The sequence below is a fragment of the Streptomyces sp. NPDC002018 genome (assembly GCF_042890865.1).
Taxonomy (GTDB): Bacteria; Actinomycetota; Actinomycetes; order Streptomycetales; family Streptomycetaceae; genus Streptomyces.
Map to the genome: position 1 here is coordinate 62,248 of NZ_JBIASO010000022.1, position 18,157 is coordinate 80,404.

Annotated in this window: 13 protein-coding genes; 3 read left to right on the forward strand and 10 right to left on the reverse strand. The window is 72.6% G+C overall.

Annotation, left to right across the window (positions count from 1 at the left end):
* Positions 1-156 precede the first annotated feature (156 nt).
* The gene (locus ACFYYH_RS28995; protein ID WP_046495432.1) at positions 157-387 is read left to right on the forward strand and encodes a hypothetical protein; all 231 of its coding nucleotides are present in this window, start codon (positions 157-159) and stop codon (positions 385-387) included.
* 87 nt (positions 388-474) lie between these two features.
* Here ACFYYH_RS28995 and ACFYYH_RS29000 read toward each other — a convergent pair whose 3' ends face one another.
* From ACFYYH_RS29000 to ACFYYH_RS29030, 7 genes are all read right to left on the reverse strand, one after another.
* Positions 475-1,323: a S1 family peptidase gene (locus ACFYYH_RS29000; protein ID WP_388557011.1), complete on the reverse strand. Its 849-nt coding sequence runs from the start codon at positions 1,321-1,323 to the stop codon at positions 475-477.
* A 145-nt stretch (positions 1,324-1,468) separates the two neighbouring features.
* On the reverse strand, positions 1,469-3,016 hold the full coding sequence (locus ACFYYH_RS29005; RefSeq protein WP_388557014.1) for an RNA polymerase sigma factor: 1,548 nt from the start codon (positions 3,014-3,016) through the stop codon (positions 1,469-1,471).
* A gap of 340 nt (positions 3,017-3,356) precedes the next feature.
* Positions 3,357-4,244 (reverse strand): FadR/GntR family transcriptional regulator, encoded by an 888-nt coding sequence (locus tag ACFYYH_RS29010; protein ID WP_388557017.1) that lies wholly within the window; start codon positions 4,242-4,244, stop codon positions 3,357-3,359.
* A 160-nt stretch (positions 4,245-4,404) separates the two neighbouring features.
* Entirely contained in the window at positions 4,405-6,444 is a 2,040-nt protein-coding gene (locus ACFYYH_RS29015) for an ATP-binding cassette domain-containing protein (RefSeq protein WP_388557020.1), read from the reverse strand.
* A 207-nt stretch (positions 6,445-6,651) separates the two neighbouring features.
* Positions 6,652-7,416, reverse strand: coding sequence for an NUDIX domain-containing protein (locus ACFYYH_RS29020; RefSeq protein WP_388557023.1), 765 nt, complete (start codon positions 7,414-7,416; stop codon positions 6,652-6,654).
* 109 nt (positions 7,417-7,525) lie between these two features.
* Entirely contained in the window at positions 7,526-9,562 is a 2,037-nt protein-coding gene (locus tag ACFYYH_RS29025; protein ID WP_388557026.1) for a glycogen debranching N-terminal domain-containing protein, read from the reverse strand.
* Between the two features lie 115 nt (positions 9,563-9,677).
* Positions 9,678-10,958: a DUF4192 domain-containing protein gene (locus ACFYYH_RS29030; RefSeq protein WP_388557029.1), complete on the reverse strand. Its 1,281-nt coding sequence runs from the start codon at positions 10,956-10,958 to the stop codon at positions 9,678-9,680.
* A 110-nt stretch (positions 10,959-11,068) separates the two neighbouring features.
* Between ACFYYH_RS29030 and ACFYYH_RS29035 the strand changes: the two genes are divergently transcribed.
* Together ACFYYH_RS29035 and ACFYYH_RS29040 are read left to right on the forward strand one after the other, a co-directional pair.
* Positions 11,069-13,240: a RecQ family ATP-dependent DNA helicase gene (locus tag ACFYYH_RS29035; RefSeq protein ID WP_388557032.1), complete on the forward strand. Its 2,172-nt coding sequence runs from the start codon at positions 11,069-11,071 to the stop codon at positions 13,238-13,240.
* Between the two features lie 215 nt (positions 13,241-13,455).
* A complete protein-coding gene (locus tag ACFYYH_RS29040; protein ID WP_388557035.1) occupies positions 13,456-14,085 on the forward strand; it encodes a hypothetical protein in 630 nt (209 codons plus the stop codon).
* Between the two features lie 185 nt (positions 14,086-14,270).
* On the opposite strand, the gene ACFYYH_RS29045 is transcribed toward ACFYYH_RS29040, so the two are convergent.
* The 3 genes from ACFYYH_RS29045 to ACFYYH_RS29055 all read right to left on the reverse strand — a co-directional run bounded on the left by ACFYYH_RS29045 (position 14,271) and on the right by ACFYYH_RS29055 (position 18,093).
* A complete protein-coding gene (locus ACFYYH_RS29045) occupies positions 14,271-14,909 on the reverse strand; it encodes a hypothetical protein (RefSeq protein ID WP_388557038.1) in 639 nt (212 codons plus the stop codon).
* Between the two features lie 151 nt (positions 14,910-15,060).
* Positions 15,061-15,771, reverse strand: coding sequence for a ribonuclease HII (locus ACFYYH_RS29050; protein ID WP_388557041.1), 711 nt, complete (start codon positions 15,769-15,771; stop codon positions 15,061-15,063).
* Positions 15,772-16,263: 492 nt separating this feature from the next.
* Positions 16,264-18,093, reverse strand: coding sequence for a DUF4153 domain-containing protein (locus ACFYYH_RS29055; RefSeq protein ID WP_388557043.1), 1,830 nt, complete (start codon positions 18,091-18,093; stop codon positions 16,264-16,266).
* Positions 18,094-18,157: the final 64 nt, after the last annotated feature.

Consider the following 18,157-nt stretch of genomic DNA (forward strand, 5'->3'; position numbering starts at 1 on the left):
AAGCCCAGCGAAGCGATACGGCCCATTCGCCGCCAACCGCCAGCAGCCAGCCACCGGGGAAAGAAGTTTCAAGGAAAAGCCGAGAGCGGGAACGTTTTCGGCCTGGTTGGATGTTGACCCTGGTACGACAGCTCGTCGAGCTAGAGAAGAGGCGACGTGACTACTGTTCTGACCCCCGCGAGCCCGCTGACCGCGGCTGACCGCTGCGACCGCTGCGGCGCGCAGGCCTATCTGCGCGTCGTCCTGATCAGCGGTGGTGAACTGCTCTTCTGCGCCCACCACGGACGTAAGTTCGAGCCGGAACTCAAGAAGATCGCCGCGGAAATACAGGATGAGACCGACCGACTGACGGCCGTCCCGGCCGGCGGTGGTGAAGAGGAGCGCTGACACCTCGCATCCACGACGAGCCAAGGGCCGGCCTCGACCGGCCGATGGGCGGCCATCCCCGCGCGGCGGGGTGGCCGCCTGTTCTCGTCATCGGGGAACGGGCGCTCCCGCCGCGGTGGCGACCGACCGGTTCCCCGTGGTGATCCGGGTGTAGACCCCGGGACTGTCCTGGCGTCCGCAGCCGCTGCCCCACGAGACCAGCCCGATAAGGCGTCCCTGGGCCACCAGCGGCCCTCCGCTGTCTCCCTGGCAGGCGTCGTGCCCGCCCTGGGGATCGCCCGCACAGAGCATCGTGGAGGGCTCGTAGCGGCCACCTGAGCCGCCCGGGTAGGCCCGCGCGCAGTGGGCGTCCGGCAGCACCCTCACGGGCGCGGAGCGCAGCGTGTTCGCGTAGTCGCCGCCACCCGATGTGTCGCCCCAGCCGTAGACGGCGGCCGCGGTGCCCGGCTCGGCGGCGGGGTCCCCCGGTTGCGCCGGCCGGATCGCGTACCCCCCGGGCAGCGCCCGCTCCAGCGTCAGCACGGCCAGATCCGCCGCGTTGGTGGCGGGCTCGTACGCCGGGTCGACCCGTACGGACCGCACGGACACGACATGCCCTCCTTTGGCCCGCAGACGCTCACGCCCCGCGATGATCCTGAGGTCACGCACTTCTCCCGGAGGCCCTCCGAGCACATCCGGGCTCATGCAGTGGGCGGCCGTCAGCACTTTCGTCGGAGCCACCACCACACCCCCGCAGAACTGGCCCGCCCGCGTACCGCCGAAGCGGTCACGGCTGGACAGGGCCACGACCCAGGGACTGTCGGCGGCCCGCACCGGCTCACCACCGATGACCACGCTCTCGGCGACGGCGGGCGGCGGCGAGACGAGCGGCGGCAGGACCCCCGCCGCGATCACGACCACTCCTCCCGTCAGCACTCGGGCAAGGGAATGACGCATACGGGCTCCTGACTCTCCGGTAAAGGCTTATCTACCCAGAGTCATCCTCCCGTGCCCGTCCCGCACCCCGCGCACATGGCGAAGGCCCGGATCCCTGGTGGCATCCGGGCCTTCGAACACGCTTCAGTGCGCCCCCGAAAGAGACCTAATCGAGATAGTCGCGCAGGACCTGCGAACGCGACGGGTGACGGAGCTTCGACATGGTCTTCGACTCGATCTGACGGATGCGCTCTCGCGTCACGCCGTAGACCTTGCCGATCTCGTCCAGTGTCTTGGGCTGGCCGTCCGTGAGGCCGAAGCGCATGGAGACCACGCCCGCCTCACGCTCGGAGAGCGTGTCGAGCACCGAGTGGAGCTGCTCCTGGAGCAGCGTGAAGCTCACCGCGTCGGCCGGGACGACGGCCTCGGAGTCCTCGATGAGGTCTCCGAACTCGCTGTCGCCGTCCTCGCCCAGCGGGGTGTGGAGGGAGATCGGCTCACGGCCGTACTTCTGGACCTCGATGACCTTCTCAGGGGTCATGTCGAGCTCCTTGGCCAGCTCCTCCGGGGTGGGCTCACGGCCCAGGTCCTGGAGCATCTGGCGCTGGACGCGCGCGAGCTTGTTGATGACCTCGACCATGTGCACCGGGATACGGATGGTGCGGGCCTGGTCGGCCATGGCGCGGGTGATCGCCTGCCGGATCCACCAGGTGGCGTACGTGGAGAACTTGTAGCCCTTGGTGTAGTCGAACTTCTCGACCGCGCGGATCAGACCGAGGTTGCCCTCCTGGATCAGGTCCAGGAAGAGCATGCCGCGGCCGGTGTAGCGCTTGGCCAGGGAGACCACGAGCCGGAGGTTGGCCTCCAGCAGGTGGTTCTTGGCGCGTCGGCCGTCCTCCGCGATGATCTCCAGCTCACGCTTGAGCTTGGGCGCGAGCTTGTCGGAGTTGGCCAGCTTGTCCTCGGCGAAGAGACCGGCCTCGATGCGCTTGGCGAGTTCGACCTCCTGCTCGGCGTTGAGGAGCGGGACCTTGCCGATCTGCTTCAGATAGTCCTTGACGGGGTCGGCGGTGGCACCGGCGACGGCGACCTGCTGGGCCGGCGCGTCGTCCTCGTCGTCGTCGGAGAGGACGAAGCCCTTGTTCTCGCCCTCGGTCTCCTCCTCCTCGACCTTGCCGCCCTGGATCTCGTCGGTCGGCTCCTCGCCGTCCACGACCTCGTCGGCGTCCTTCTTGCCCGCGGTCTTCTTCGCGGTCGTCTTCTTGGCGACGGTCTTCTTGACCGTCGCCTTCTTGGCCACCGTCTTCTTGGCAGCGGCCTTCTTCGCGGGTACGGCGGCCTCGTCGGCCGCCGCGTCCACACTCTCCACCGCGGGGGCGGCGGTGGCGGCCACGGTCTTCGCCGTGGCCGTCCTGGTCGCGACAGTCTTGGTGGCGGTGCGCTTAACCGGGCTCTTCGCTGCGACGCTCTTGCGGGTGCGCTTGGGCGACTCCGCGGCACTGACCATCAGCGTCACACCCTCTTCCTCGAGGATCTGGTTGAGGCTGCGCAGAACATTCTTCCACTGGGTTGGCGGAATCTGGTCGGCCTCGAAGGCCCGACGCACGTCATCGCCGGCGATCTGCCCATCAGCCTTTCCCCGCTCGATGAGCGCCATCACAGACTCGGACTCGGCGATCTCCGGCGGGAGCGTACGGGATGTGCTGGCCGACACGAACAACCTCTCGGAACGATGGAAACGGCTTCCGGCCCCGCCCAGGATCGGGCCGGAGCCGACGACCGCCGGCTGGGGTTGTGCCGACGGCGCGGGTGAGGACCTCGGAGGGTGAATACAGCGCCACGCACGGCGGTCGTATTCCCTCGTCGGCTTCACCTCTTAGGTCATCGCCCTGCCCCGAGGAGTGTTACGCCCAATCCACGTGGCCCGAGTCACACCCCATTTGCGACAAAGCGAGCAGAAGCGGGATCTAAGGCCCCACAATCGCATCGCCGGACCCCCGGGGTCCGGCGACACACGATGCGTACATCCCCTTACGTCCTGGCTCCGGCGGCGCTCAGTGCTCGCGCGGCGCGGGCACGACGCGCTCCACCTCGGGCTGCACGGTGAGCAGTTGACGCATGGCCGATTCCGCGGCGTGCGCGTCGCCGGCGGCGAGGGCGTCCACGATCCGCGCGTGGTGGGCGAGCGAGGCCTCCGTGGGGCGGTCACACCCCGTGACCGGGCCGCCGGAGACCTGGAGGGCGGCCGAAACGATGCCGGAAAGGTGCTCCAGCATGCGGTTGCCGGCGAGCTGGATCAGCAGGGAGTGATATTCGGCGTCCGCACGCGCGAAGGTGATCGAATCACCCTGGGCGAGGGCATGGCCCATGATCTCCACCATGTCGGCGAGCCGCTGCTGGACGTCGGCCCGGCCGTGGCCGGCCGCCAGGCGCGCCGCGAGGGGCTCGATCGTCCAGCGCAGCTCGCTCAGCTCACGGCGCTGGTCGTCGCGCTGCGGTCCGAAAGCCCGCCATTCGATGATGTCGGGATCGAGCAGATTCCAGTCGCTCACCGGACGGACACGGGTCCCCACATTGGGCCGGGCACTCACAAGGCCCTTGGCCTCGAGGACGCGCAGCGACTCCCGGACCACGGTGCGGGAGACCTCGAAACGCTGGCCGATCTCCTCGGGTACGAGCGGCCGGTCCGCGCCCAGGTCTCCGGAGACGATCATCTGGCCGAGCTGCTGGACGAGTTGGCCGTGCAGTCCGCGGCCCCGGCTGCTCGCCGTACGTCGTCCCACCCGGCCCAGATCGGTGTCGGCACCCTCCCAGACGGGAGCGGCCGCGCGGTCGGCGCCCGGCGCCTCCGCGAAGGGGTAGCGGTCGAGTTCACCCTGGTCGGCGAGGCCGGACTCGACGGAACGGGCGGCGGTCATCATGGTGTGCGCAAGGGTACTCACGCATCCTTTGTCGGCGTTGCTTCCATGAGCCTTGAGGTCTTTGGTGAAAAGCACACGAAAGGGTGATCGGCGCTCGCCCCTCGATTGACGCCTTATCGGAAAGAAGCGGGCTTTCTCAGGCGAGTTGTGAGCAGGGCCGCACGCTCCGGTCGTTCCCTGGTCACCAACGCGCCCTCCGACGAAGGCCGGTGAGCAGATATGCACAGAGAAGGACTGAAAGTGACAACGTCAGCGCTGCGGCGACCGGTTGTGCGACAAGTCTGATCACCGCCATCAACCAGCGGTCGGCCTGACCGGGCCACTGGAGCCATGCCAGCTCATGGAGCCTGCTCGCGAATCCGGCCATCGAACGCGCGGACGGACCGGAGAACACCGCCTGGAGCAGGGGGACGACCAGGGTCGGTACGGCGATGACGGCGGCCACTCCGGCGACCGCGGCCCGGAACACTCCCGCGGCGAGCAGACCGGCCCAGGCGGAGCCGACGGCCAGACCCGCCCAGCCGGCGACGAGCACGGGCCAGTTGCCCGGTACGGGCGCGGCGGCGGGCCCGTACACCAGGCGCAGCACCCCGATGTCGGCCACCACCACGAGAAGGGTGAGCAGGACGGCCGAGGCCGCCGTCACCACGGATTTGGCGAGCAGCAGTCCGAGGCGGCGGGGGACGATGCCGCGCGCGCCGGTGAGCGCGGGGTAGCGGAACTCATGGCCGAACGAGAGCGCGCCGAGCAGTCCGGCTCCGATCGCGGCGGTCGGCAGCGGCAGGATGCCCGGCCAGGCCGCGAGCAGACCCGGCAGCGGGGCCCCGCCGGTGTGGGCGAGGGTCACGGCGAGCGTGACGGCCGCGACCAGGACGGCGGCCACGGTCAGCGGGGTGCTGGGGATACCGAGCATGCGGCGCAGTTCGTAGCGCATCGGTCTGAGCGGGCTGCGGACCGGTCGCGCCGACAGCGGTGGCGGCACCGGGCCGGGGCCGTCGGGCGCGGCCCCGGCCTCGGCCCACTGTTCGGCCCGGGACCCGTCCTGGAACGCGGCGTGCGTCCCGGAGTGGGGCGCGGTCCAGGGAGCGGCGCAGGTCTCGGCGAGCGGCGCGTTCTGGCTCTCGGCCTGCGGTGCGGCCTGCGCCGCGGCGTGCGCCTCCGCGTGCGTTTCGATGTGTGCCTCCGCCGGTGCCGTTTCCCCCTCGGCCCGTGCCCGCCGCGGCCTGAAGGCCCGAGCCGGGCCGGGGACCGAGACGGCGCGGAAGAAGGAACCGGGGCCGGAGCCACGGCCGGGGACCGGTACGGAGACGGCGGCGGGGACCGGGGCGGGCCGGGGAAGCGGCCCCGGGCCGGCGTCACCGAACTCGTCCGCGAGCTGATGGACGAGGATGCCGTGCCGAAAGGCCGCTTCCCCGATCTCGGGGCAGCTGCTGCCGAAGACGGTGAGCCGGCTGCCCGCCTCGGCGACCACTTCGACGGAGCGCCTGCTCGCGCGGGCCTCACGGCTCAGCACATCGGCGAGACGCGCGGCGTGCGGTGTCCTGACCACGACGCGTGGGCGCAGTCTGGTGCGGGCGAAGGCGGCCCCGTCCTGATCGGCGACCAGCCGGCCGTCGTCGATGGTGACGACATGGTCGGCGGCGCGTGCGGCCTCCTTCGGGTCGTCGGTCGTGTAGAGAACGGTGCCGCCCTGCGCGGCGTGCGCGCTGAGCAGTCCGAACAGCCAGTTGTTCTCGCGCGGGGAGAGCCCCGTGGACGGCGCGTCGAGCAGGAGGGTGTGCGGGTCCCCCAACAGCGCGGCGGCGAGCCCGAGTCTGCGCTCCATGCCGAGGGAGAGCGTGCCGAGGCGTTCGTCACGCAGCCCTTCGAGACCCACGACATCGAGGAGTTCGTCGGCGCGCGCGGCGGGAACGCCCGCGGCGGCGCTGAGCATTCTGAGCTGGCCCCTGACCGTGCGTCCCGGGTGGCCGGGCACATCGCCGAGGAGCACCCCGATCTCGCGCGCCGGATGGGCGATGCGATGGAGCGGACGGCCACGGAAGTAGGTGATCCCCCGGCCGGGTTGGAGTTCGAGCATCAGCCGGAGAGCGGTCGTCTTGCCCGCCCCGGAGGCACCGAGGAGCGCGGTGACGGAGCCGGGCCGGGCCTCGAAGGTGAGGCCCTCCACGGCGGAGGTGCGGTCCCGACGGGGGGTGCTGGTCAGTCCGACGGCCTGGAGCATCGCTTCTCCCGCGGGTGAGACCGCTCGGCGGCAGGGTGAGTACCGCAGCAAGATAACGCGATATGTCCGACTTGTAGCGCAGGGCTGTCCGTCCGGGTGTCTCCATGTCCTCGCGCCGGCGTCGCGGACCGCGGAAACCACCGGAGGCCCGGGGACTGACGAGCCGTCAGTGGCTGTGCCCGCCCGCCCTCCGGTCCACCGCGCCCGTCAGACCTCGGGGCGCAGCATCGGCGGATTGAGCACCGTCGCCCCGCCGGCCCGGAAGAGCTGCGCGGGCCTGCCGCCCTGCCGGGTGGTGGTCCCCCCGGAGGGAACCAGAAACCCTGGCGTCCCCGTCACCTTGCGGTGGAAGTTACGCGGGTCGAGCGCCACGCCCCACACCGCCTCGTACACCCTGCGCAGCTCGCCGACGGTGAACTCGGACGGGCAGAACGCGGTGGCGAGCGAGGAGTACTCGATCTTGGACCGGGCCCGCTCCACACCGTCCGCGAGGATCCGGCCATGATCGAAGGCGAGCTGGGCGGACTGTCCGTCCTCACGGACGAATCCGCCCTCCTGGCTGAGCAGCGCGTCGACGGGGGCCCAGCGCGCGTTGTTGGCGTCACCCCCCGCGCGGGGTGCCGGCAGGTCCGGCGAGAGCGCCAGATGGGCGACGCTGACCACCCGCATCCTGGGGTCCCGTTTGGGGTCTCCGTAGGTCGCGAGCTGTTCCAGATGGGCCCCGTTCCCGGGCGCCGGCGCCATGGGGTCGTGCGCGCAGAGCCCGGTCTCCTCCGACAGTTCCCGTGCCGCCGCGTCCGCGAGATCCTCGTCGGCCCGGACAAAGCCGCCGGGCAGCGCCCACCGCCCCTGGAACGGTGGCTCTCCGCGCCGCACGACCAACGCGCAGAGCGCGTGCCGGCGCACGGTGAGCACGACCAGGTCGACGGTGACAGCAAAAGCGGGGAAGGCCGACGGGTCGTAGGGCGACATGCCGTGATCATAGTCGTCTGCCTGACGATAAACACTCCTTCGGTCATGAGCTCTGATTACTTCTTTCGGTCTCCCCCGCCGCCCTCGTATCCGGGCCCGGCGGGCACGGTCATCCGTCTCCCCCGCCGAGCTGGAGACCGGCCGCCGCTTCCTCCACCATTCCGAGGCCGAGTCTGCTGACCCGTGCGGAGAAGGGCTCCCCCGCGACCCGCAGCCCGCTGAGACGGACCGCCCCGAGCGGGGCCGAGCGGACCGGATGGAGCGCGACCGTGCCCCCGGGGGCGTCCGGGCGTACACCGACGAGCGCGGTCAGCAGATGGACCCCCGCCGCCGCGGCCACGGCGGCGGGGCGGCACGCGACGGGATGCGGTACGGGAGCGCCCCCGGCGGTGCGCTGCTCCCCCGCGTACATCTCCGGCAGCCGGTGGCCGAAGGCCTCCGCCGCGTCCAGCAGCCCGCGCAGCAGGGACCCCGCCTCCTTCTCGTGTCCCGCCAGGGCCAGACCACCGATCGCGACCGCCGTCTCATGGACCCGCACCGCCCCCGCCCGATGACCGAACGGATTGTGTCCGGGCTCCTTGGCGGCGAGGCCGCGCAGCCCCCAGCCGGAGTCGAGTGCGGGGCTGCCGAGCACCCGGGCCAACTGCTCGGTCCGCGCCCGGTCCAGCAGTCCGGGGGCCGCTCTGCCCTCGCCGAGCAGACCGGTGTCCAGGAGATGGGCGGCGCTGCCGCTCGGATACGGCAGCAGCCGGCCGTCGGGAAGACGGGCCGCGGCCGGGCGGCCCCCCGCGCGGTCCTCGATCCAGAACGTCTCCGTGAACCGCCGTCGCAGCGCGCCCGCCCACTCACGCCAGCCGTCGGCGCCCGGCCGTCCGCAGGCGTCCAGCAGATCGGCCCCGAGCAGGGCCGCGCGATGCGCGTGGGCCTGGGTCTCGACCCGCTGCGGTCCGGTGGGGCCCGGCTCCCCCAGCAGCGCCCCCTCGTCGACGGCGGCCCGCAGCCAGCCCAGACAGCGTTCCGCGGCCGGCAGCAGTTCGGCCAGCTCGCTGTCGGGAAGTCCCCAGCGGCGTGCCTCGGCGAGGACCACGGGGAAGGCGAGCGTCGCCTCGACGCCGGTGCAGCTCGCCGGGAGATGAGGACCGGCGTCCCGCAGCGGTCCGGGGAGCCGCCCGAAGTCCCGCCCCTTCCCTCTGAACTGGCTCCGGGCGAGTGTGCGCAGTGTGGCCGCGGCCAGCCGGGTGCCGAGCGGGAGCGCCATCCGTACGGCCCAGAGCGCTTCGGCCGCGGGCGGTCCCCAGCGCCAGGGCACGCCCGCGGCGGGGTGAAGGTCCGCGGGACCGCCGGGACCGCGGACCAGGAGCCCCCGGAGATCACCGAGGCTCGCGGCGAACCAGGCTCCCACCCGGGGGTCGTCGCCTTCGGCCACCGCCTCGGGCAGTGGGTTGTTCCCCGTCCGGCCCGCCGGACGTACCGGGCGGCCGGAGCGGATCCGCAGATCGATCGTGTGGGTGCCCCCGGGGCCCAGTTCTACCTCCCAGCGGAGCAGTCCCGCCGGTGCCAGCGCGTCCTGGGGCGCCGGGGACGCGGTGACCACGGCGGATCCGCCGTCGGCCGCGGCCCAGCGCAGCCCCGCGGTGTACACACCCGCCGGCAGCTCGGGGCCGGCCCGGCCGGCCCCGATGGCGGCCAGCTCCGCGAGGTCGGTGCCGAAGAAGATCTCCACGGGGAATCTGCGGATCCGGCGGGCCGAGCTGTGCAGGGTGATCCGTTCGGTGCCGTCGGCGTCGCGCAGGCGCTCGACACTGATCTCCGGGTCGGGCCCGGCGTCCTCGGGCGTACGGACCACCGCCAGGAACCGTGCCCGGTCGGCGGCGACCAGCCTGCCCTGCACCGGGAGGGGCTCCCGCCCGGCGATCCGCAGCCGGCACCGGGAGAGCAGCCGCCTTCCCGACTGGTAGAAGCCCTCGATACCCCGGCCGGTGAGCTGTCCGTGCTCGGCCGAGACCGCGAGACACGGCAGCGCGACACACAGCAGGACCTGGTGCGCGGCGGGCGGCCCTGCCGAGGGCGCGGCCTCTCCGCGCCCGGCCCCCGAGGGGGTGGCACGCCGCGGCTCGCTGCTCGGGGAAGGGGCGGTGAGGGCCATGGGTGGTCTGCTCTGCCTTCTGTGCGCTCCGGAGGGCCGCCGTCCGTGCGGCGGCGCGGCTCGTACGACTCCGCCACTGAGGTGAACGTCCGCCCGGCCGAGCGGGTCACGGCTGTCATCGCCCGCTCCTGCTCCCGCGCCGGCCACCGCGCCCGCCCGGCCGGCCACGGGCCGCCGTCCCACCGGGGCGGGCGGCGGGCGGCAGCGCCGTGCGCGGCGCTGCCGGACGCGACGGCGGCCGCCCGCCCTTGCCGCGCGCCCCCGGCAGAGCGCGTGCGGCACGCTCCTGGCGCAGACAGCGCCGCAGCGTCTCGGGGTCGAGTCCCTGGTTGCAGGCCTGGTGGAGCAGTTGGGCGAAGACATAGCGGGGATCGAGGCGCAGCGCGAGTCCGAGCGCGACCCGGGCAGCGGGTTCGTCACCGGTGGACCAGGCGACCCATCCGGCCAGGGTCAGCGGGGCGGTCGCGTGCTCCGCGTACGGGCCGACGCAGCGGCGGGCGAGCGCGCGCCAGAGCCGCAGGGCGGGCTCGGCCCGGGGACCCTCCATCCACTCCGCGGCCCGGTCCCGTGTCTCCCGGTCCTGGAGCCCGAGGATGACGGCCGCCGCCTCGTCGTGGCTGATGAGCCGGTCGTCCTCCGCGTCCCTCTCGGTCTCTCCGGCGTGCGGCGCCTCCCCGAGGCGCTTCATGAGCGTGCGGGCCGTCCGCAGCGTCTCCGCTCCGACCTGTTCCCGGCTGCCGCCGACCAGGATCCTGGGCACGAGGGCCGCGCCCGCCTCGTCCAGCGCCCGTTCCTGCGCGACGGCGGCGGAGGTCCGCCAGGGTGCCAGCCGCGCCTCCATCTCGCGCAGTGATCCGCGCACATGGACACCGGCGTAGGTGGCGGCCGCGGCCATCACCGACGTGCCGGGGAGGGCCAGCCCGGTCCCCTCCGGCGGGCAGCAGCGGACATCGGGGCAGCAGTAGGACCAGAAGCGGCCGTCGGAGATGCAGAGCACCTCGTACACGGGTACGTCGAGATTCCCGCAGGCGGTGCGCAGCCCCTGTGCGAGGGGGCGGAGCCGCTCCATCACCTGCCGGCCCGTCCCGCCGTCCGCCGGCTCCTGGCAGAGGAAGGCGACGATGCCGTCGGGGCGGGAGTCGCGCCGCGCGCTTCCCTCGATCAGGCACTCGGCGAGCTGCTCGGCCACCGGCGGCCATTCCTGGGGCGAGCGCGGGATGCCGAGCCTGAGCCGCCCGCCGAAGCGGCCGTGATCGCCGTGCAGCGCGACCATGACGACGGAGTCGTTGGGGTGGAACCCGAGCAAGTACGGGAGGGCGTCGGCGAGTTCCGCGGGACTGCGCAGAGTGATCTGCTGCCGGTCGGCGGATCCGGTCGGTTCGTGGTGCTTGTTCATGACTCGACGGTCCCGTGACGAGCCGGATCCCGCGACCCCTGTGGATAACCTTGTCCACAGGCTGGCGGCCGCATTCGCGCTTTGTCCGGGCCATCGGGTTGCATGGGGACATGACCAACGAAGACCGCGCGGCCCTCCGGGCCTCCGCCGATGCTGTACTCGCCCGCCTCGTCGGTGACCCCACCGGCGCCGCCCGGCTGCGCGAGGACCAGTGGCGGGCCATCGAGGCTCTCGTCGCCGACCGGCGCAGGGCGCTGGTCGTCCAGCGGACGGGGTGGGGCAAGTCCGCGGTGTATTTCGTGGCGACCTCGCTGCTGCGGGAGCGCGGCGCGGGTCCGACCGTGATCGTCTCGCCGCTGCTCGCGCTGATGCGCAACCAGGTGGAGGCCGCCGCCCGCGCCGGGATCAAGGCCCGGACGATCAATTCGTCGAACGCGGAGGAATGGGACACGATCCAGGAAGAGGTGGCCGCGGGCGACGTCGACGTCCTGCTGGTCAGCCCCGAGCGGCTGAACAATCCGGACTTCCGGGACCAGGTCCTGCCCCGGCTCGCCGCGGCCACCGGGCTGCTGGTGGTGGACGAGGCGCACTGCATCTCGGACTGGGGCCATGACTTCCGTCCCGACTACCGGCGGCTGCGCACGATGCTCGCGGAGCTGCCGTCCGGTGTGCCGGTCCTCGCCACCACGGCCACGGCCAACTCACGGGTGACCGCCGATGTCGCCGAGCAATTGGGCACGGGGGCGGGGACGGACGCGCTCGTGCTGCGGGGGCCGCTGGACCGGGAGAGTCTCAGTCTCCATGTGCTCCGGCTGCCGGACGCGGCGCACCGGCTGGCGTGGCTGGCCGACCACCTCGGCGATCTGCCCGGCTCCGGGATCATCTACACGCTCACGGTCGCGGCGGCCGAGGAGGTCACGGCGTATCTGCGGCAGTGCGGGCACACGGTCGCCTCGTACACCGGACGCACGGAGAACGCCGACCGGCAGCAGGCCGAGGACGATCTGCTGGCGAACCGGGTGAAGGCGCTGGTCGCCACCTCCGCGCTGGGCATGGGGTTCGACAAGCCCGACCTGGGCTTCGTGGTGCATCTCGGCTCGCCCTCCTCCCCCATCGCCTATTACCAGCAGGTGGGCCGCGCGGGCCGTGGGGTGGAGCATGCCGAGGTACTGCTGCTGCCCGGCCGGGAGGACGAGGCGATCTGGCAGTACTTCGCCTCGGTCGCCTTCCCGCCCGAGGAGCTGGTCCGCCGCACGCTCGATGTCCTGGGCCGGGCCGAGCGGCCGCTGTCCCTGCCCGCGCTCGAACCCCTGGTGGAGCTGCGGCGCACCCGGCTGGAGACGATGCTCAAGGTCCTCGACGTGGACGGGGCGGTGCACCGGGTGAAGGGCGGCTGGACGGCCACGGGCCGGCCGTGGGTGTACGACACCGAGCGGTACGCGTGGGTGGCGCGCCAGCGTGAGACGGAACAGCAGGCGATGCGCGACTACGCGGCGACGACCGGCTGCCGGATGGAGTTCCTGCGGAGGCAGTTGGACGACGAGGAAGCCGTCCCGTGCGGGCGGTGCGACAACTGCGCGGGGGCCCGTTTCGAGGACAAGGTGACCGCTGCCGCCCTCGACGCCGCACGCGGTGAGCTGGGCAGGCCCGGTGTGGAGGTGGAGCCGCGCAAGATGTGGCCGACCGGGCTCGCGGCGGTCGGTGTCGACCTCAAGGGGCGTATCCCGCAGGGCGAACAGTCCTTCTCGGGGCGGGCGTTGGGGCGGCTGTCCGACATCGGCTGGGGGAACAGGCTGCGGCCGATGCTGGCCGCGCACGCCCCGGACGGTCCGGTGCCCGACGAGGTGGTGAACGCGGTGGTGAGCGTGCTCGCCGACTGGGCGAGGGGACCGGGTGGCTGGGCCTCCGGCGCGGCCGACGCGCCGCCCAGGCCCGTCGGTGTCGTCACCATGGCCTCGCGGGGCCGGCCGCGGCTCGTCGGCTCGCTCGGCGCGCGGATCTCACAGGTCGGCCGGATGCCGTTGCTCGGCACGGTCGAGTACGGACCGGATGCCGCCGACACCCGTATCTCCCGTACCAACAGCGCCCAGCGGGTGCGCGCGCTGCACGAGGCGCTGACCGTACCCCCCGAGCTGGCCGGCGCGCTGGTGGCGGCGGGCGGCCCCGTGCTCCTCGTCGACGACCTCTCGGACAGCGGCTGGACTCTCGCGGTGGCCGCCCGACTGCTGCGAAAAGCCGGGGCGAAGGGGGTGTTTCCGCTGGTCCTCGCCATTCAGGCATGACAAAGGCGATCAGTTGTACGACTACGGCCAGGGATATGACCGCCATAACAGCGCATTACGGTCAACGGCGCCAATTGCTCGTTGCCGCACGCCCCCGAGCCAAGGAGAATTGACGGTACCCCCGCACGGTCCGCTCGCGGTCCGCAAGGGCTGTGCCGTGGTACGCCCCCATCCAACCCTGCCCGCACTGTGGGCGCGTATGCGAAGGGAGGATCGTGACCTTCGGATTCGCTCCGTCCGCAGCCACTTCGCTCACCGGGTCGGCGGACTCCGCCAACCACCTCGCCAGGATGCTCCAGCTCGAGGAATGGGCGGCGGCGGAAATTCCGCTGCTGCGCAATCCGCGCGAGATCGTCAGCGGTCTGCACAGCAGACACCGGCCCACCCCGGAGACCGCGGTCGTGGCCGTCCTCGATCATGAGGAACGGCTCGCCGCGAGCGCCTCGTTCGTCCCCCGGGCGGCGCCGGTGGACGGCTGGGAGTTCCGCAACGCTCTGCTGGCCCATCTGCGCCGTGTCATCCCGCACGATCTGCGCCGTCGCACGCCCATACGTACCGCCGTGCTGCTCTACTGCCGTGAGGGCGACGAACGGTGGACGCAGGAGGACGGAGCCTGGATGTGGGGGCTGCGGGACGCCTGCACCCTGCACGGGCTGCGGTGCGGCGCGTACATCACCCTGACGCGCGGCGGCTGGCAGGTGCTGGGCGAGGGCCGGGGCGGCCGACGGCCCAACTCCGTCTCCCCGCCCGCGGATCTGGCGGAGACGGCCATGGAGCCCGCGCCTTCACCGGCGGGCGGAGGCGGCGGCGCCGCCGAGGCGCTGCGGCGTACGGCGGCCCGTTGACCGGACGCGCCGCCGCGTGACGGTGCGCGTCGACGGGCCGTGCGGCGCGGGGCTTTCGCGCGCGGGTACTCCACAGCGGCCCGGCCGCCCCCTGAACGGGCAGCCGGGTCACGACCGGGACGCACGGACGCACAGGCGCGGACACCGACGCCCGCGCACCACACGCCGTACGGCTGTCGTGCGGCTCAGACCCCCGCGCCGAGCACGGCGTTGACCCGCTCGGAGTCACCGCACACCACCAGCAGCGCGGTGGCCCGCTCCCGGGCCAGCGGCAGCACCCGGGCGACGGCGTCGTCACCGCCGCCGTTGACGGCCACGACCACGACGGGCCGGGACTGCGCACGGGCGACAGCGGCGGCGCCGGCGAAGAACACGTCTTCGCGGGCGTCCTGCTGGGCCCAGTAGGAGGTCTCACCGAAGGACAGCTCATGGGTGGCCCACGGGTGCTGTTCCCCGGTGCTGAGGACGAGGATGTCACCCGGCGCCCGGCCCGAGTCGAGCAGCATGTCGACCGCCTCCTCGGCGGCGTCGAGCGCTCCGCCCGCCGGAGCCGGGATCAACTGGATCTGAGGAGCGGAAGGAGTGGTGGGCCCGGACGCCGGGGGCTGCCCGGAGGAGCTCTGCGAGCGCTGCGCCGGCGGCGCGGGCCTCGCGGGACCGGGTCCCGGACGACCGGGACGCGGTGTGGCCGCGGAGCGCGGCCCGGGGACGGGACGCGGACCGGGTACAGGACGGGGGGTCGGCGCGGTGCGGCCGGTGGCCGGGGTGGCGCTGGGACCCTGGGCTCTCTCGGGAATCTGAGGCTCCTGGGGGATGAGAGGCATGGCTGGATATCTATCAAACGCCGACACCGGAGGCGGCGGCGGGTGGGCGCATTCGCGGCCCGGTCCGCGGCACGGGGCACACGGACGAAGAGGTCACCGGATGTTCCAGAAGTCGGACGGATCGGACGTCGGACGTACCGGGTCGGACGGGTCAGAAGTCGAAGCCGAGTTGGCCCCCGCTTTCCATGGCCGCGGCCTCCACGGGGATCCGGATCTTCTTGAGGTGCCGCCACTGGGGCAGCGCGTCGAGATAGGCCCACGAGAGCCGGTGGTGCGATGTCGGCCCCCGCTCCTCCAGCGCCGCTTTGTGCACCGGTGAGGGATACCCGGCGTTGGCGCCGAAAGCGAAGGGAACGTACTCCTCGGACCCGGCGCCCAGTTCGGCCATCAGCGCGTCCCTGCGCACCTTGGCGATGACCGAGGCGGCCGCCACCGAGACACAGGACTGGTCGCCCTTGATGACCGTACGCACCTGCCAAGGCCCTCCGAGATAGTCGTGCTTGCCGTCGAGGATCACCGCGTCGGGCCGTACCGGCAGCGCCTCAAGGGCGCGTACGGCGGCGAGCCTGAGCGCCGCGGTCATCCCCAGGGCGTCGATCTCCTCCGGAGAGGCATGCCCGAGTGCGTGCGAGGTGACCCACTTCTCCAGCTCACCGGCCAGCTCCGTACGGCGCTTGGGGCTGATCAGCTTGGAGTCGGTGAGACCGGCCGGGGGTCTGCGCAGTCCGGTGATGGCAGCGCACACCGTGACCGGCCCGGCCCACGCTCCGCGTCCGACTTCGTCGACGCCGGCGATGATTCTGGCGTCGGTGGTGGCGCGCAGCGAGCGCTCAACGGTGTGCGTGGGTGGTTCGTACGGCATGGCACCTGCAAGGTTACGCCGCCGGAACGCCGTGCGACAGACCGGGTACCGGCCGTCCTCAACTGCGGTGTCCGGCCTGCCTCCCAGGAGGCCTCGGCCGGCACCCGGCCTGAGCGGGGGGAGCGTGGCCCGACCGGTCATGCCGGCGGTCCCGGCATCCGTCCGTTCGCTCCCGCACACCGGGGAAGGGGACCATCGTCGGCATCGGAAGCACAGCGAGGAGAAGACCGCCGAGGGCGTCCAGGCACACATCACCGCGGGCGATTTCCCGGCTCACCACGTCCGCTCCCCGGCACACCACGTCCGCCGAGAGCCGGTCCGACAGCTCGACAACCCTCTGGCGAGCGCTTCTTGACAGAGCCCCGCGCTCACCGCGTCACATTCGTGAAGGGCCGAGCGAAGGGCGACCCGGGGCACGGCCCGCGCGTACGGGACATCCCACGGCGGGACGTCCCGTACGCGCGGGCCCTACGAGCGGACCCTACGGAACCGTCACAGGCCGTCGAGGTCGCTGCCGCCGCGGTACTCGACCCAGTCGCCCAGCCCCGCGCAGGCGGGTGAGCGCTCGACCGGCCGCTCCGCCAGGATCCCGCGGGCCGTCCTCTCGCTCCAGCTCGTCGCGTACCAGGGATCGTCGTCCGCCTCGGCCAGATTCCGTTCGATACCGGTGAGCGCGCAGGAGCGCAACGGCTCCGGCAGCCGGTCGAGTGCCGGTACGGCGTCGGTGGACAGCTCCTGGAAGTACTGGGCGTCGATCTTGTGCAGACGCTCGTACCGGTCCACATTGCCCTCCGCGACGAGCGCGTCCGGCGAGAGCAGCCCGAAGGCGAGCACGGCCGCCCCCGCACTGGCGGCGACGGCGCGCGGCAGCCACCGTCCGCCCGTCGCCCCCGCCACCAGGATCAGGACGATCACCAGAGCGAGCCACAGCTCCATCGCCGCCACCGAGACACGCAGTCGTGTCAGCCCGTAGGCCTCGACGTACAGATCCATCCGGCGCAGCGCGGAGGCGGCCACGACCAGCGTCAGCACACCGAGGACGCCGAGCACGGCCCGGACGAGAGCGCTGTCGCGGGCACCGTCGCGCGGAGCCCATCGACGGGCCAGCCCGATGACGAGCAGCACCAGGAGGGTGACCCAGAGCAGTTGCCAGAAACCCTGGCGCGCGTACTCGGAACGAGTGAGTCCGGTCTCCTCGAAGACCTTGCCGTAGCCACCGAAGAGCACGGCGAGCTGGACGGCGATGAAGGCCGCGAAGAGCAGATTGAGAACGATCAGCGGAAGCGCCCACTCCAGCCGGCCGCGGGCCCGGCCGGGCCGTACGGTGATCCGGTCCCAGCGCAGGGGTGCCGCCGCGGTGCGCGCGGCGGCGAGCGCGCCGAGAAGTCCCACGACGAACAGCAGGAAACGCCACGGTCCGTCGGCGACCGAGACATCGGGGCTCAGACCGCCGAGCAGATCGGCGAAGGCCGCGTCGGCGCCCGCGAAGAGCGCCCCGAACACGACGAGCAGCACCACGGCGACGACGACCCCGCGAAGCACGGGCATCCACTGCTTCCGTGATCCTCCGGTGCGCTCGCGCAGACCGCGCAGACCCCATGCCATGCCGTCGCCGATCGAACCGAACAGGCCGAGCGGACCGAACACCACACCCTGCCAGGTGCGAGAACCGTGCAGCGCCAGGGAACCGAGCGCCAGCGCGGACACGATCGAGAGGAACGTCGGCAGACCGGCCTCGGTCAGCGCGGGGACGGCGAGCAGGGCCAGACCGCCGAGGGCCCAGACCAGCGTCCAGGGGCGCGGCCGGCGGTCGGCCGTCCTGGCGGCGAAGTAGGCGGCGAGCGCGGCGGGGACCGCCACGATCAGCAGATTGAGCCCCACTCCTTCGCCCAGCAACAGGGCGCTGAGCAAGGCGGTCGCCAGGACCGACCAGAGGGTGGCGGCGCTGATCGGGGCCGGGGTGGCGGGGCTGATCTCGGTGAGCCATACGGGCGGCTCGGGGCGCTGGGGCTGCCACTGCTGCCAGTCGGGCGCCGGCGGGCGCGGGGCCGCGGACTTCGCGCGAGCGGCTTTCGGAGCGGTGCCGCGCTCGGGGGCGGCGCCCTCGGCGGCGACGCCCTGCACGTCCGTGCCCCGCGCATCCGTGCCCCGCGCATCTGTACCCTGCGCATCCGTGCCCCGCGCGTCCGTGCCCTGCGGCTCCTGTCCGCCTCCCGCCTTCCCTTCGGTGTCCGCCCCCCGTTCGGTGTTCGCCTTCGGCTCATGGTCCGGATCCGGGTCCGGCTCCTCGGCCGGCGCGGGTATGGACGGTGTGTCTGTCACGGGACCCCCTCCCGACCGGGCCCCTCCGCGGCGAAGTGACGCGTACGACCCGGTGTCTCGTCGG

Coding starts and splice junctions, on each gene's coding strand:
- ACFYYH_RS29045 (WP_388557038.1), bottom strand. CDS start 14,909: ATGCCTCTCATCCCCCAGGAGCCTCAGATTCCCGAGAGAGCCCAGGGT.
- ACFYYH_RS29030 (WP_388557029.1), bottom strand. CDS start 10,958: ATGAACAAGCACCACGAACCGACCGGATCCGCCGACCGGCAGCAGATC.
- ACFYYH_RS29050 (WP_388557041.1), bottom strand. CDS start 15,771: ATGCCGTACGAACCACCCACGCACACCGTTGAGCGCTCGCTGCGCGCC.
- ACFYYH_RS29025 (WP_388557026.1), bottom strand. CDS start 9,562: ATGGCCCTCACCGCCCCTTCCCCGAGCAGCGAGCCGCGGCGTGCCACC.
- ACFYYH_RS29035 (WP_388557032.1), top strand. CDS start 11,069: ATGACCAACGAAGACCGCGCGGCCCTCCGGGCCTCCGCCGATGCTGTA.
- ACFYYH_RS29015 (WP_388557020.1), bottom strand. CDS start 6,444: ATGCTCCAGGCCGTCGGACTGACCAGCACCCCCCGTCGGGACCGCACC.
- ACFYYH_RS29000 (WP_388557011.1), bottom strand. CDS start 1,323: ATGCGTCATTCCCTTGCCCGAGTGCTGACGGGAGGAGTGGTCGTGATC.
- ACFYYH_RS29020 (WP_388557023.1), bottom strand. CDS start 7,416: ATGTCGCCCTACGACCCGTCGGCCTTCCCCGCTTTTGCTGTCACCGTC.